The organism is Actinomyces sp. oral taxon 171 str. F0337, from assembly GCF_005696555.1.
Classification (GTDB): domain Bacteria; phylum Actinomycetota; class Actinomycetes; order Actinomycetales; family Actinomycetaceae; genus Actinomyces; species Actinomyces oris_E.
Genome location: NZ_CP040005.1, coordinates 804724 through 820022, shown reverse-complemented (window position 1 = coordinate 820022; position 15299 = coordinate 804724). Strand labels below are relative to the sequence as shown.

Below are 15299 nucleotides of genomic sequence, written 5' to 3'. Positions count from 1 at the left end.
TCGAGACGGAATGCTCGACGACGCCCACCGTACGTTGTCGCGCCTGCAGGCTCAGCACGCCGCTTGCGCGCTCAGTCCTCCTCGTACAGGCGGTAGGTGAAGGAGTGGGACTGCCCCACCGCCAGGAAGATGAGGTCCTCACCGCTGTTGAAGGCGTTGGGCGGGCAGGTCATGGGCTCAACGGCCACGCCGGGGCGACCGAGCTCGTCGGCGGTGTAGGCCTGCACCCAGGGGACATCCGAGCTCATGACGACGGCGCGGTTCCCCTGCCCGCCGCGCAGGCTCACCTCCCATGCCCCCTCGGGCAGAGCGGTGTAGGCGTTGTCCGTCTGGGTGTCCCCGACGAGCCGACCCTCGCGCCAGTCCCAGTCGGTGCCCTCCACGCTGCGCCGGTGCGTGGGCGCCATGCGCTCGTCGACGTCGAGGACCTCGGCCGCCGGGATGGTCAGGACACAGTCGTCCAAGGGGGCCGAGCGCGTCAGGTAGGGGTGGCAGGAGACACCGTAGGGAGCGGGGGCGGGCTCACCCCCGGCCTCCGGCGCACCGGGGACCGGCGGGGCGGGACGGGCCGCACCGATGTTGGTGGCGGTCACCGTGACACTCAGTCCGCGCTCGGCGTCGAGCTCGAAGCAGGCACTGGCCTCCAGGCTCCAGGGGTAGCCGTAGGAGGCCAGCAGGCTCAGCTCCAGGACGACCCGGCTGCGGGGGGCGCCGTCGTCGGGGCCGGAGGGGTCGTCGTCGGCGACCTGCCAGTCCATCCAGCCGGCCAGGCCGTGGAGGGCCGAGCCGCTGGCCGGCTCGTTGCAGCCCACGAGGAACTCGGTGCCGACATAGCCGTAGCGGGACCCGGCGATGCGGTTGGCCCACGGCAGCAGGGTCTTGCCCTGCCAGCCGGCGGGCAGCATGGCCTCGGCATCGAAGGGCATGATGAGGTCGCGCCCCTGGCGACGCAGGTGAACGAGCATGGCTCCCGACGAGGCGATACGCGCCTCGTAGTCGCCGACGACCAGGTCGATGAGTTCTCCGTTAATCATGGTTGATCTGGTTCCTGTCCCAGTGTGCGGGGCGTGAGCCCCTCGGTTCCTCGGTTGTGGCTTCCTCGGCGAGGTTCACCGTACGCCACGTGCCGCATCAGGCGCGGGCCTTGTCCCGGCGTTCACACGGCGGGGCAGTCGTGTCGCGGACAACAAGCTCAGGCATCACCCGGAAGAGGCGACCACCCAGAGGCCGGTCCGCACCGGCCACCTCCGCCGGGATGTGACTGTCCTGGTCCGGGTGCATCCGGGCCAGCAGCGCCCGCACCGCCACCTCGGCGATGAGGCTGGCATCCTGGCGCACCGTGGTCAGGGAGAAGGCCGAGGCCGCCGTGACCGGGATGCCGTCGTAGCCGGTGACGGCCAGGTCCTGCGGCACCCGCACCCCCTGACGGCGCAGCTCCATGAGGGCTCCGACGGCGCAGTGGTCGTTGAAGCACAGAAGCGCCTCGGGGAGCTCACCGGCCCGGACGAGGTGGCGGACCGCCCTGGCGCCGCTGTCCTCATCGCCTCCCCCGGGCACCACCCGCACGTCTCTCCCCAGGCCCCGGCTCTCCATGGCCTGGCCGAATCTCTCGATCCGTCTCCCTGCGGCGGTCTCCCGCCCGCCGTCCACGTGGGTGATGCGGCGGCGCCCGGTGTCGATCAGGTGATCGACGAGCATCTGGATGCCGACGTCGTCGCGGGAGTGGACCTCATCGACATCCTCCAGCTCGATACTGGTGCCAATGAGAACCGCCGGGGGGCGGTCCACGATGCGGGCCAGGGCGTCCACGGAGAGGTCGGGGTCGACGAGGATGAGGCCCTCGCAGCGCTGGAGCAGCAGGGAGCGAAGCCCGTCAGTCACATCGCGGTGCGGGGTGGAGGTGGCCAGCACCAGTGCGTGCTCCAGAGCGGAGGCCGCCTGGAAGAGCCCGTCCACGATGAGTCCCTGGTAGGCCTGCCCGATGGCGAAGCTGGCACCGATGAGTCCGGTGTGGCTGCGGCGCAGGAACTGGGCGCGCGGGTCCGCCTGGTAGCCGAGCTCGGCGGCGATGCGCAGGATCTCGCCACGGGTCTTCTCAGAGACGCCGTCGGAGCCGTTGAGAGCCGCCGAGACAGTGGAGATGGAGCGGCCGGCTCGCTCGGCGACGGTCCTGATCGTGACCCGCCCACCTCGTCCTCGAGGTCCTTTCACGGCAGACGTCTCCCTTTCCACGCCGTTGTGCCTCGCGAACCTGCATGATCCGCGGGAACCGGGGTCCATCGTTGGACACCAGTCGAGAGCATCTTATCTGACAACGCTGGCGAGCAAGTAGTCCCTGCTCAGGGCGGTCATCAGACCTCATATTCCCCTCTTGTCAGGACAAAGGTGCTTTGATATCTTCCTGTGACGTCATTAACGACAGGTGCTTCCTGGGGCTTCCGGACGCACTTCCACACACGCAGCAGCCGACAATGTTGTCGGGAAGGACCGTAATGACCGACAAGAGAATACTGGGTATCGGAGTCATCTCCCTGGGCTGGATGGGACGGCTTCACTCCCGCAGCTACCGCGCCATCGCCGAGCGCTTCCCCGAGCTGGAAGTAGTCCCGCGCCTGGTCGCCGCCGCCGACCCAGTGGACGAGGTGCGCCAGGAGGCGGTGGACAACCTGGGCTTCGAGCGCGCCTACGCCGACTACCGCGACCTGCTGGCCGACCCCGAGGTGGAGGCCGTCTCCATCTGCGCCCCCAACTTCCTCCACCACGAGATGGCCATGGCGGCCATCGAGGCCGGCAAGCCCTTCTGGATCGAGAAGCCCATGGGGGTCAGCGCCGCGCAGTCCCGGGAGATCGCTCAGGCCGCCGAGAAGGCGGGACTGACGACCGCCGTTGGCTTCAACTACCGCCACACCCCGGCCATTGAGTACCTGCGCTCCCTGGTGCGCGGCGGCGAGCTGGGACGGATCACGAACGTGCGCGTGTGGTTCATCGCCGACTACAACTCCTCCCCCATGGGCCCCCTGACCTGGCGGGCCTCGAAGGAGAAGGCCGGGGCCGGCGTCGTGCCCGACCTCATGAGCCACGGGGCGGACCTGGCCCAGTACATCGTGGGTCGCATCTCCTCGGTCACCGCGGTCACCGACACCTTCATCACTGAGCGCCCCATCCCCACCAAGATGGGTATCGGCCACTCGGGATTCGAGATCGGCGACGAGGTGGGCCCGGTGGAGAACGAGGACTACGTCTCCATGCTCGTGCGCTTCGAGAACGGCACCGTGGGGACCATGGAGTCCTCCCTCGTCAGCGTGGGACCGCGCGCCGAGTACGTCGTCGAGGTCTACGGCACGAAGGGCTCGGCCCGGTGGAACTTCGAGCGCCTCAACGAGCTGGAGATCTGCCCCGTGCTCGACGGCGGCGCCTCCCACGGTTACACCCGCGCCATGGCCGGCCCCCAGTGGGGCCAGTGGCAGCGCTTCCAGCCCGCCATCGGCACCTCCATGGGCTTCGACGACATGAAGGCCATCGAGGCCGCACAGTTCATCGAGTCCATCCTCACCGGCAAGCAGGTGGCCCCCTCGGCCGCCGACGCCTGGTGCGCCGCGGAGGTCGACGAGGCCGTTGTCGCCTCGGCGGCCGACGGCCAGTGGCACGAGGTCCCCCGCGTCGAAGGACGCACCACCTTCGACGCCTGAGCCGCGTCGAGCCTCACCTTTCTCTTCACTCCACCACCCACCCATCACAACAACCCCTGCGGCATCGTCGCCGCAGGACTGAGAGGAGACCCCCTATGTCTCAGGGAGTCACGACGTCCCTGCGTGGACTCACCAGGGAAGAGCTCACCAAGGCAGTGGCCGACACACCGCCTTCGGGCAAGCACCGCGGCGTCATCGCCATCGCCGCCGTGGCCACGCTCGGCTCACTGCTCTTCGGATACGACACCGGCGTCATCTCCGGCGCCCTGCCGTACATGTACATGCCCTTCGACGCCAAGGGCCTCCAGCTGACCTCCTTCGAGGAAGGAGCCATCGGCGGCACCCTGCTGGTCGGAGCGGCGCTGGGCGCGCTGCTGGGCGGACTCATGTCGGACCGCTGGGGCCGGCGCCACAACATCACCTTCCTGGCCTTCCTGTTCTTCGTCGGCGCGCTCGGCACCACGTTCGCCCCCAACGTCTGGGTCATGTACCCCTTCCGCGTCGTCCTGGGCTTCGCCGTCGGAGCCGCCTCCGCGACGGTCCCCGTCTACCTGGCGGAAACGGCCCCCAAACGCATTCGCGGCTCCATCGTGGCCATCGACCAGCTCATGATCGTCACCGGACAGCTGCTCGCCTTCTCGATGAACGCCATCATCAACTCCCTCCAGGGCGGCCCGATGATCACCATCGCCGAGGACCCCAGCGGACGCTTCGCCCCGAACAGCTACGCCTTCGACGAGATCGCCAAGCTCCAGGCCTCCAAGGGCGGCCCGATGAGCGCGGACGAGTACCACGCCTTCCTCGACCAGCTCAGCATCAGCGCCGGTAACGGCGAGGCCTGGCGCTACATGCTGGTCCTGTGCTCCATCCCGGCCGTGGCCCTGTGGATCGGTATCCGCCTCATGCCCGAGTCCTCGCGCTGGTACCTGGCCAAGGAGCGCCTCTACGACGCCATCGGCTCCCTCAAGCGCGTGCGTGTCCCGGAGAAGGACGGCTCCATCGAGGACGAGATCATGGAGATGGTCGAGGCCCGCCAGCACGAGAAGGACGAGGAGTCCCAGCGCAAGGGCTTCAGCCACGTCATGGCCACGCCCTGGCTGCGCAAGCTGCTGCTGGTCGGCATCTTCCTGGCCGTGGTCAACCAGACCACCGGCGTCAACACCGTCATGTACTACGCCCCCAAGGTGCTGGAGTACGCCGGCATGTCCACCTCGGCATCCATCACCGCACAGGTGGCCAACGGCGTCATGTCGGTCATCGGCTCCGCCATCGGCATCTGGCTCATCCTGAAGTTCCGGCGCCGCCAGGTGCTCATCGGCGACGTCATCGGCGTGGGTATCACCCTCCTGGGCATCGCAGCGACCTTCCAGTTCTTCATCGCCCCGCACATGGCCAACCACACCACTCCACCCGCCTGGGCCGCCTACCTCATCCTGGGACTCATGTCCGTCTTCATGCTCATCGTGCAGTCCTCCAACGGCACGATCGTGTGGACGATGATGGGTGAGATCTTCCCGGCCAATGTCCGCGGCATCATGAACGGCACGGCGATCTTCTGCATGTGGACCGCCAACGCCATCATCACCTGGACCTTCCCGCCCATGATGGAGACGCTGGGTGGCGGTATCACCTACACCATCTACGGCGTGCTCAACCTGGTCGTCGCCGTCGTCCTGTTCAAGATCATGCCGGAGACCAAGGACAAGTCCCTGGAGGAGATCGAGGTCGAGATGGAGAAGCTCTACTCCTGACCCCATCCCCAGAAAACGCGCTCCCGGGAGGACCCGACAAGGGCTTGTCAGGACAAAGTCCTGTTGCTAGGTTCGTTGCACGGGCCACCACCCGGCACCGACGCCGGCCCCTCCTCCCGGGAGCGCACCACTGGCGGACACGAGCCGACGGCGCACCAGCCACCCGCGCCTCACCGCCACCCACCCACTCACCACCGCACATCACCACACGAGCGAGAACACGGAGCAACGATGTCCTTCACCCTCGACCCCGCAACCGCCATCTCCGACCCCCACGGCATCTCCTGGGGCATGCACCCGATCACCTGGCGCAATGACGACATCCCGGAGGTCGGCGCCTTCAACACCCTGGAGGACATGCTCCTCGACCTGGCCGACACCGGCTACGCGGGCACCGAGTGCGCCGGCTTCTTCCCGCCCAAGGAGGAGGTCAAGGCCGCCGCCGAGGCCCGCGGCATCAAGATCGTCGCCCAGTGGTTCTCCTCCTTCATCCTGCGCGACGGCGTCGAGGCCGTCGTCCCCGACTTCGAGGCCACCTGCGCCTACCTGGAGTACCTGGGCGCCACCCGCGTCGTCGTCTCCGAGCAGACCGGCTCGGTCCAGGGCATCCGTGACGTCTGCATCTTCACCAACAAGCCGGTGCTCACCGAGGAGCAGTGGCCGGTGCTGGCCGAGGGCCTCAACCGGCTCGGCGACGTCGCCCACGCCCACGGTCTCGAGCTCGTCTACCACCACCACCTGGGCACGGTCATCCAGACCAAGGAGGAGACCATCCGGCTCATGGAGCTGACCGACCCGGCCAAGGTCTCCCTCCTGTTCGACACCGGCCACGCCTACGTGGGTGACGGCGACGTCATGGGCCTGCTGGAGGCCACCATCGACCGCGTCAAGCACGTCCACTTCAAGGACGTGCGCCCCGAGAAGATGGCGGAGTCCAAGGCCGCCGAGCGCTCCTTCCTCGACTCCTTCCTGGCCGGCATGTTCACCGTCCCCGGCGACGGCACGATCGACTTCACCGTCCCCTACAAGTTCCTCGTGGACCACGGCTACTCCGAGTGGATCCTGGTGGAGGCCGAGCAGGACCCGGCCATCGCCAACCCCCTGGAGTACGCCCGCAAGGCGCGCGCCTACCTTGAGGGAACCCTCTTCAAGGCCTGAGACGTCACGGGACTCGCACGGACTCCCCCGCCGAACGGATCCCACCGGCTGACGCCTCAGCTCGACGCTCCCGACCAGCGATGGTCGGGAGCGTCGTCGTTCCCCATCTACTGCGCGAGCCCCCACCGACCGCCGCCACAGCCCTCCGGATCAGCCTGTAGCCTTCCCGGTAGCCGGGCACCCGCCTGAACGCGTCCTGCGAGAGGCAACCCGGCACCGGAGGAAGCAGGAGGAGACGGTGACCAAGGCTCACGCCGCCACCCAGAGCGACGTCGCACGCGCCGCAGGGGTCTCGCGCAGCCTGGTCTCGCTGGCTCTGAGCGGCTCACCCAAGGTCGCCGCAGACACCCGCGAGCGCATCGAGGAGGTGGCCGCCTCCCTCGGATACCGGGTCAACGTCTCAGCCTCCTCGCTGGCCCGGAAGCGCTCGAGCATCATCGGCCTGGTGCTGCCCAACCTGCGCAACGCCTTCTTCGAGCAGATCGCGGCCAGCCTGGGCCGAGCGGCCGCCCAGCGCGGCCTCACCCTGTTCGTCACGGTCGGCTCCGACCAGCCCGAGGTCCTGCACCAGGCCGTCGAGAGCCTGCTGGGCGTCCGCGTCGCGGGCATCATCCTCGTCTCGCCCTGGCTGCCCGGCGAGGACCTGCTGGCCATCGGTGAGGAGGTGCCCGTATGCGTCATCGGACGGCGCAGCCCAGGCGGGCGGGTCGACTCCGTGCGGGTCGACGAGGCCGCCGCCGCCCGACTCGTCGCCGATCATCTGGCATCCCGGGGCATGCGCACCATCTGCTACATCGGCCCGCGCCTGACCGATGCGGCCTCCCGCCACGACCGAGAAGGCTCGTTGGCGCACGCCACTCGGGCAACCGGGTCGGCCTTCGAGGTGCGCAGCTGCGGCGAGGACGCCGGCCCCGCCACACGGACGGCCCTGCAGGACCACTCCGAGCCACTGGGCCTGGTCATTCACAACGACGCCCTGGCCATCGACGCGGTGCCCGTCCTGCGCGAGAGCCGCCGCGAGCCCGGAGTCGACGTCGCCCTGGTCTCCTACGACAACACCTACCTGGCCCTGCGCGAGGAGTTCTCCCTGACCAGCGTCGACCAGCCCGAGGAACGCCTGGGCGAGTGCGCGGTGGACCTGGTGTGCCGGCGCGCCGGGCTCACGTCCGACGACGGAACGCAGGCCGAGGCGGGCACCGGGACCGAGGCCCGCAGCGTGGTCCTGGAGCCGCGGCTCATCACGCGCGCCTCGTCCCTGGGACGCTGACGAGCACCACGCCGGGCGCCGAGCCGACTCGCGCACCGTCCGTCGTCGGACAGCGGTGGTGCCTCGAACCGCCTCCGATCAAGGACCAACGGCTCCAACTTCTGTCCCCCGCCCTCAGGACAACTCCTTTGTCAGGATGAAGTTTCTCCTCATCGGTTGACACAACCAGCACCGGCACTCAGACTGAAGTCATGAATTCACGCGCGTGAATTCATGTCAGCACAGGACTTCACCCGCCACCCGCTCGTCAACGAGGACACCCGAGGCAACCATGAGCACCACTCCCCTGTCAGTCGCCGTCATCGGTGCCGGAATGGCCGGTACCACCCACGCCAACGCCTGGCGCCAGGTCGGAACCGTCTTCGACCTGGGCCTGCCGCCGGTCCGCCTGCACACCATCGCCGACGCCTACCTCCCCTTCGCCGAGGACGCCGCCCAGCGCTACGGCTACGAGCGCGCCGTCGACGACTGGCGCGTCGTGGCCGAGGACCCGGACATCGACATCGTCTCCATCGTGGTGGGAAACGCCCTGCACCGCGAGATCGCCGAGGCCCTCATCAGGGCCGGCAAGCACGTCCTGTGCGAGAAGCCCCTGGCGGACACGCTCGAGTCCGCCCGCGCCATGGCGCGGGCCGAGAAGGAGGCCGGCGGCGTCACCGGCGTCGGATTCACCTACCGCCGCAACGCCGCCGTGGCCGAGCTCGCCAAGCTCGTCGCCGAGGGCCACCTGGGCGAGATCAACCACTTCGACGGCCGCTACTGGTGCGACTACGGCGTCGACCCCTCCACCCCCATGGCCTGGCGCTACAAGGGCCCCATGGGCTCGGGGGCCCTGGGCGACGTCGGCAGTCACCTCATCGATACCGCCGAGCTCATCTGTGGCCCCATCACCTCGGTCTCGGGCGCAGCCATGATGACCTCCATCAAGGAGCGCCCCGTGACCGCTGGACACGTCACTCGCGGCACCGCTCTGGGCGACGGCGACTGCGCTGACGTCACCTACGAGCCGGTGGAGAACGACGACATCGCCACCTTCACCGCACACTTCGCCAACGGAGCCGTGGGCACCTTCTCCTGCTCGCGCGTGGCCTGGGGCCTGCCCAACTCCCTCATGGTCGACGTGCTGGGCACCAAGGGCCGCGCCTCCTGGGACCTGGCGCGATGCGGTGAGATCAAGATCGACGACGTCAACTCCCCGGCCGGGCTGGGCGGGGCCCGCCGCGTCCTGGTGGGCCCCGACTTCCCCTACTTCGCACGGGGCTCCTCCATGGCCTTCGGCGGGGTCGGGCTGACCCAGATCGAGCAGTTCACCTACCAGGCCCACGCCTTCCTCCAGCAGGTCGCCGGCGTCGCCCCCGAGCAGGGGGCCCTGCCCCGGTGCGCCAGCTTCGCCGACGGCTACCGGGAGATGCTCCTGGCCGACGCCGTGGCCCGATCGGCCGCTACCGGGGGCGCCGCCGTCGACGTCTCGGACCTGCCCGAGCTCGCGAGCCTGTAAGACCTTCCCGGCGGTGCCTCGTCCGCTCCGCTGGCCCGACCCCCTCAGACGCACCGACACCCAACGACGTATCGAACGACACGCAAGGAGACTTCCCATGCCGCTGACCTACGGCGCCTACACCGCCTGCCTCCAGGACCGTTCCCTGCCCGAGGCCCTCGACGTCCTCAAGGACGCGGGGCTTACTGGGGCGGAGGTCAACGTCGGAGGATTCATCCCCTCCCCGCACTGCCCCGTCGACGCCCTGCTGGCCTCGTCCACCGCCCGCGAGGAGTACCTGGGCGTCTTCAAGGACAAGGCGATGACGCTCTCAGGCCTCAATACCTCGGGCAACCCCACCTCCCCGCTGCCCAACGAGGGACTCAAGCACGCCGAGGACATCCGGGCAGCCATCCGCCTGGCCGGTCTGCTCGGCGTCAAGGAGATCGTCACCATGTCCGGTACCCCCGGCACCGACCCGAGCGCGAAGTACCCCACCTGGGTGGTCAACCCCTGGAACGGGATCGACATGGAGATCCTGGACTACCAGTGGAGCGTCGTCGTCCCCTTCTTCAAGGAGATCGACGCCCTGGCCCGCGACAACGACGTCCAGGTCTGCCTGGAGCTGCACCCGCGCAACCTGGTCTTCAACGTCCCCTCCTTCGAGAGGCTTGTCGAGGAGACCGGGGCGACCCATATCAAGGTCAACATGGATCCCTCCCACCTGTTCTGGCAGCAGATGGACCCGATCGAGGCCACCAAGCGCCTGGGCTCCCTGGTGGGACACGTCCACGCCAAGGACACCAGGGTCTTCCCCGGAGCCGCCTACCGAGGGGTCCTGGACACCGACTTCGGCCGCGTTCCCGCTGAGGCGGAGGGCAAGGTCCCGGTGGCCTACGGCTACTGGTGCAATTCCTGGCCGCAGGACCCGGCCTGGCGGTTCGTCGCCCTCGGCCTGGGGCACGACACCGACTACTGGGCTCGGTTCCTGGCCGCCATCACCGAGATCGATCCGGAGATGAACGTCAACATCGAGCACGAGGACGCCGAGTACGGCAACGTCAAGGGGCTCCAGATCTCCGCACGCAACCTCCTGGAGGCCGCCGCCCGGCTCTGAGCCGCACCTGGTGGACCTCACACAGGTCACCGTCGATGGCGAGGCCCCCATCGGTCCTCGCCGTCGACGGTCATACATTAGTCTGGACAAAGTTCAGACCACACCCCGACTCTTCTCACCGCTGAGAGGTCCTGTGCTCCCCTCCTTGACCGCAACCGCCTGGATCCTGCTCGCGGTCGTGGCGGCCCTGTGCGGCATCGCCAAGACCGCCCTGCCCGGGGCTGCCACCATCGCCGTGGCCCTGTGCACCGCGGCGCTGCCGGCCAAGGAGTCCACCGGTGCCATCCTGCTCATGCTCATGACCGGCGACCTGCTGGCCGTGTGGAGCTATCGCGGCGACGCGGACTTCCGCATGCTGCGCAGGCTCGTCCCCGCGGTCCTGACCGGCGTCGGCGCCGGCGCCCTGTTCCTGCACCTGGCCTCCAACGACTCCACTCGCCGCCTCATCGGCGCCATCCTGCTGATCCTGGTCCTCATCACGCTCCTGCAGCGCCGCTCGGCCGCCAGGAACAGGTCCGACGAGGCGCCCGAGTCGGCGCGCCCGGCCCCGGCCGGCAGCCGCCCGGCCCGCCTGGTCTACGGCAGTCTGGCCGGCTTCACCACAATGGTCGCCAACGCCGGAGGACCGGTGACCTCCATGTACTTCCTGGCCTGCCGCTATCCGGTCAAGGCGTTCCTGGGGACGACGGCCTGGTTCTTCTTCCTGGTCAACCTGGTCAAGCTGCCCTTCTCCGTCTCAGCCGGCCTGGTCAACCCCACGACCCTGTCACTGGCCGTGATCGCAGCACCGGTCGTCATCGCCTCGGCCCTGGCCGGTCGCCGCCTCGCCGAGCACATGGATCAGCGGATCTTCGAGCCGATCATCGTCGCGCTGACCATCATCTCCGCGCTGCCTCTGCTTCGCTGAGCCGGGCCGCGTCCGGAACTCGTTCGGAACACAGCCCAGCAACCCTTATTTCCCCGGCCTACAAAACAGGGCCCTACCAGCGGTTATTTCCCTCAAATACGCCTGTCTGACATCACATCCCCCGCTCACGGCGGAGCGTTGACGTGATTTATCCTGACCGTTACCGTATTCATCAGTATGAAGAGTACGGCCAGTATTGATTATGTTGACGTTTCGTCAGGCAGGGACGCCGGAGACGACGTCGACAATGTCGCGCCCCCGACACCCTCCCCCCTCACCCAGGACGACGCGGCGGCCCCCATCATGGTCAGTGCCGATATCCATGCCGTCATGCTGGGACTGTGGGCATCGGGGCTCAGGTGCGTCATCGTCTACGCCCTGGCTCCCGCCATCGGCAACGCCGGCCCCCTGGCCGTAGGCGTCGCCCTGGTCATTCAGGTCGCCGGCGCCGCCGTCAGCGTCAGTGGTGCCTGCTCTCTGTGGCGACGGCAGGAGCGCGGTCACCACGTCTACGCCCTCATCGCGACCCTCGCCTGTCTGTGCGCCGCGGCCGCCCTGCTGACCCCCGCCGGGTCGTAACCCCTTCCGCATCGAGACCGTCATGGATCCCACGGCCGAGACCGAACCCTCCCCGCCCTCCCGCACCTCCCGGGTGATGGCGCTCGTGCGCCGCTGGCTGTCGGCGGCAGTCGGTCTGGGGCTGCTGATCATTACTCTCAGCGGCGTGCTCCTGCCGCACCAGGGAGAGATCATGCGCTCGTTGAACCCGACCGCCTACACCCACGACGCCGACCCCGGTCAGGTCTCACTGCCTCAGGCGGTCGAGACGGTCCAGAACGGTCATCCCGACGAGCCCGTCCTGTCAGCGACGTGGGACACCGACATCGTCGAGGTCAGGACCGAGCGGGCCACCTACACGGTCGACCCCTCCACCGGGCACGAGATCAGCAGGGCGTCGGCGATCCCGGAGTGGGTTGCCGCCCTGGACAACCTGCACCGCTGCCTGCTGTCCTGCCAGGGTCCCGGCCACGTGCACTGGCTGTCCCAGGAGATCCCCCACACCGGATGGTGGGGCAGTCACCGGGGCCTGACCGTCGGGGGCCTGGTCGTGGCCACCTCGGGCGTGGTCCTGGTAGTCCTCACAGTCAGCGGGCTGCGCACGTGGTGGCCGATGCAGCGCTATCGACGCACCGCACTGTCCTCCCACTGGCGCACCCAGCGCCTGTCGCGGGACACCGATCTCTTCAAGGCGGCCGGCCTGGTCCTCCTTCCCCTGCTGTTCCTGTGGGGCTATTACGCCAGCGTGTTCAGCATCCGCCCCACCCAGCCCGCGTCCCCCGTCTCGATGACCGGGTACCAGTCCCCGGTGGAACCGACCAGCACGGGCCAGGACCAGGACATCGGGCCGCATCGCGCTGTCGCCGCGGCGCAGGAGGCAGGCGGCGGGCAGGCGGTCGCCCTGTTCCTCCCTGAACCGGGCGACCCGTCGTCGACATACACGATCTGGGTCTCGCAAGGAGAACGGGTCACCTCTCGGCAGTCCCACAACAGCGTCGCAGTGAACGTCGACCCCGGTACCGGGCGGGCCACGGTCCCCTCCACGCCCGCCCGCGAGCCGACCGCTCGAGCGGGTTAGCACCTATGACACCTGTACCAACCCCCTGGTGTGTGCCCGTTCCCACATCACAAGACGGACGGAGATCGGGCCTTTGGTCGCAGATGAACCGCAGGTGGGGGCACAATCGGACCCGTACGGCACCGGAATGAGCCGGCGCCCCTGACTCCAAGACAACGCGAGAAGGACCTAACGTGGCGCGCAGTATCTACATCGCCTCACCCAACGCCGGAACCGGGAAGTCAACGGTGGCCCTCGGGCTGGTCTCCTGCCTGACCAAGGTGGTTGCCAAGGTCGGCGTCTTCCGCCCCTTCGTGGAGAGCCGTGAGGGCGATGCCTTCCTCAGCCTCCTGCTGAACCGTGCCGGCTCCACCACGCCCGCAGAGCAGTGCGTCGGCGCGACCTGGGACGAGTTCCACGCCGACCCCGAGGAGGCCCTGGCACGTATCGTCGACGCCTACCGGGCCCTGGCGCGCGAGCACGACGTCGTCATCATCGACGGCTCGGACTTCACCGACGTCGCCGGCAACCCCGAGCTGGCCCTCAACGCCCGGGTGGCGGCCAACATCGGCGTCCCCGTGCTGCTGGTGGTCTCCGGACAGCACGACGTGGAGGACGTCGTCGCCTCCGTGGAGGTCTCCATGGCCGAGATCGCCGACAACCACGCCCGCACCGTCGCGGTCGTGGCCAACAAGTGCCTTCCCGAGACCCGCCAGGCCGTCGGCGAGGCACTGACCGCCATCGAGGGCATCACCTCCACCACGCTGCCCGAGGTGCCGCTGCTGGCGGCTCCGGTGGTGCGCGAGGTGCTCGACGCCGTCGAGGGCACTCTCATCGCCGGCGACGAGACGCTGCTCGACCGCGAGGCCGAGTCCGTCCTCGTGTGCGCCATGGACGTCGCCCACGTCCTGGAGCGCCTGACCGCGGGCCAGCTCGCCATCGTTCCGGCCGACCGCTCCGCCATGCTCATCTCCCTCATGGCGGCCCAGGCCTCCTCGAGCTTCCCGATCCTGTCCGGCCTCATCCTCAACGGCGGCTTCGAGGTGGCTCCCCACGCGCTGCGCCTCCTGGAGGGGCTGGACGTCAACATCCCGGTCATCACCTCCCCGCTGGACACCTTCACCGCCGCCTCCGCGGCCGGCTCCCTGCAGGGCCTGCTCGCCCACGGCTCGGAGCGCAAGATCGACGTCGCCGTGACCACCTTCGAGCAGGAGGCCGACGTCGATGCCCTCCTGTCGGCCCTGGAGGTCGAGCCCTCCGAGGTCGTCACCCCCATCATGTTCCAGGCCGAGCTGGTGGAGCGCTCGCGCGCCAACCGCAGGACGATCGTCCTGCCCGAGCCGGAGGACGACCGGGTCCTGCGGGCCGCCGACGCCATCCTGCGCCGCGGGATCGCCGACCTGGTGCTGCTGGGCGACGAGACCACGGTGCGGGCCCGCGCCACCGAGCTGGGCCTGGACATCGCCGCCGCCCGGGTCGTCGCCACGAACGACCCCGAGCTGCTGGAGAAGTACGCCGAGGAGTTCGCCCGCCTGCGGTCCAAGAAGGGCGTCACCCTGGAGCAGGCCCGTGAGAAGGTCCAGGACGTATCCTACTTCGGCACGATGATGGTCCACATGGGAGACGCCGACGGCATGGTCTCGGGCGCCGCCCACACCACCGCTCACACGATCGTCCCCTCCTTCCAGATCATCAAGACCAAGCCGGGGACCTCGATCGTCTCCTCGGTCTTCCTCATGCTCCTGCAGGACCGGGTGCTCGTCTACGGCGACTGCGCCGTCAACCCCGAGCCCAACGCCGCCGAGCTGGCCGACATCGCCATCTCCTCGGCCGCCACGGCCCGCCAGTTCGGCGTCGAGCCGCGCGTGGCGATGCTGTCCTTCTCCACCGGGACCTCCGGTAAGGGCGCGGACGTGGACAAGGTCCGTGAGGCCACCGAGCTGGTACGGGCCAAGGAACCCGACCTCGCCGTCGAGGGCCCCATCCAGTACGACGCCGCCATCGACCCGACCGTGGCCGCCAAGAAGGCCCCGGACTCGCTCGTGGCCGGGCGGGCCAACGTCTTCATCTTCCCGGACCTGTCCAGCGGCAACATCGGCTACAAGGCGGTCCAGCGCTCCTCGGGCGCCATCGCCATCGGCCCGGTCCTTCAGGGTCTCAACAAACCGGTCAACGACCTCTCGCGCGGCGCCCTGGTGGAGGACATCATCAACACCGTCGCCATCACCGCCGTCCAGGCCCAGGGCTGAGCCCTTCAGCGACGTGGGGCCGGGCACCGGTCCCACGCCGCTGAGGCTCACCCGGGACCCTCATCAGTC

The 15299-nt window shown here is 68.8% G+C and carries 12 protein-coding genes; 10 read left to right on the top strand and 2 right to left on the bottom strand.

What is annotated here, in order from left to right:
* Positions 1-71: 71 nt before the first annotated feature.
* The gene (locus tag FBF36_RS03605; protein ID WP_009396543.1) at positions 72-1034 is read right to left on the bottom strand and encodes an aldose 1-epimerase family protein; all 963 of its coding nucleotides are present in this window, start codon (positions 1032-1034) and stop codon (positions 72-74) included.
* Positions 1035-1131: 97 nt separating this feature from the next.
* A complete protein-coding gene (locus FBF36_RS03600; RefSeq protein ID WP_034492388.1) occupies positions 1132-2211 on the bottom strand; it encodes a LacI family DNA-binding transcriptional regulator in 1080 nt (359 codons plus the stop codon).
* Between the two features lie 281 nt (positions 2212-2492).
* Here FBF36_RS03600 and FBF36_RS03595 point away from each other — a divergent pair, with 281 nt between their 5' ends.
* The 10 genes from FBF36_RS03595 to pta all read left to right on the top strand — a co-directional run bounded on the left by FBF36_RS03595 (position 2493) and on the right by pta (position 15230).
* Positions 2493-3689, top strand: coding sequence for a Gfo/Idh/MocA family protein (locus tag FBF36_RS03595; RefSeq protein WP_009396546.1), 1197 nt, complete (start codon positions 2493-2495; stop codon positions 3687-3689).
* Between the two features lie 95 nt (positions 3690-3784).
* Positions 3785-5440, top strand: a complete 1656-nt coding sequence (locus FBF36_RS03590) for an MFS transporter (protein WP_009396548.1) — start codon at positions 3785-3787, stop codon at positions 5438-5440.
* Positions 5441-5671: 231 nt separating this feature from the next.
* Positions 5672-6598, top strand: coding sequence for a myo-inosose-2 dehydratase (gene iolE / locus FBF36_RS03585; protein WP_009396555.1), 927 nt, complete (start codon positions 5672-5674; stop codon positions 6596-6598).
* A gap of 238 nt (positions 6599-6836) precedes the next feature.
* A complete protein-coding gene (locus FBF36_RS03580) occupies positions 6837-7865 on the top strand; it encodes a LacI family DNA-binding transcriptional regulator (protein WP_009396556.1) in 1029 nt (342 codons plus the stop codon).
* A gap of 271 nt (positions 7866-8136) precedes the next feature.
* A complete protein-coding gene (locus FBF36_RS03575; protein ID WP_138137173.1) occupies positions 8137-9363 on the top strand; it encodes a Gfo/Idh/MocA family protein in 1227 nt (408 codons plus the stop codon).
* 97 nt (positions 9364-9460) lie between these two features.
* Positions 9461-10459 (top strand): sugar phosphate isomerase/epimerase family protein, encoded by a 999-nt coding sequence (locus FBF36_RS03570; protein ID WP_009396563.1) that lies wholly within the window; start codon positions 9461-9463, stop codon positions 10457-10459.
* A gap of 133 nt (positions 10460-10592) precedes the next feature.
* The gene (locus tag FBF36_RS03565; protein WP_009396565.1) at positions 10593-11366 is read left to right on the top strand and encodes a sulfite exporter TauE/SafE family protein; all 774 of its coding nucleotides are present in this window, start codon (positions 10593-10595) and stop codon (positions 11364-11366) included.
* Between the two features lie 177 nt (positions 11367-11543).
* On the top strand, positions 11544-11945 hold the full coding sequence (locus FBF36_RS03560; RefSeq protein ID WP_009396567.1) for a hypothetical protein: 402 nt from the start codon (positions 11544-11546) through the stop codon (positions 11943-11945).
* Between the two features lie 22 nt (positions 11946-11967).
* Complete coding sequence (locus FBF36_RS03555) at positions 11968-13002, top strand: PepSY-associated TM helix domain-containing protein (RefSeq protein ID WP_009396569.1); 1035 nt, start codon at positions 11968-11970, stop codon at positions 13000-13002.
* A 173-nt stretch (positions 13003-13175) separates the two neighbouring features.
* Positions 13176-15230 carry a phosphate acetyltransferase gene (gene pta / locus FBF36_RS03550; protein ID WP_034492390.1) on the top strand — a complete coding sequence of 685 codons (2055 nt, stop codon included), beginning with the start codon at positions 13176-13178 and terminating at the stop codon, positions 15228-15230.
* Positions 15231-15299: the final 69 nt, after the last annotated feature.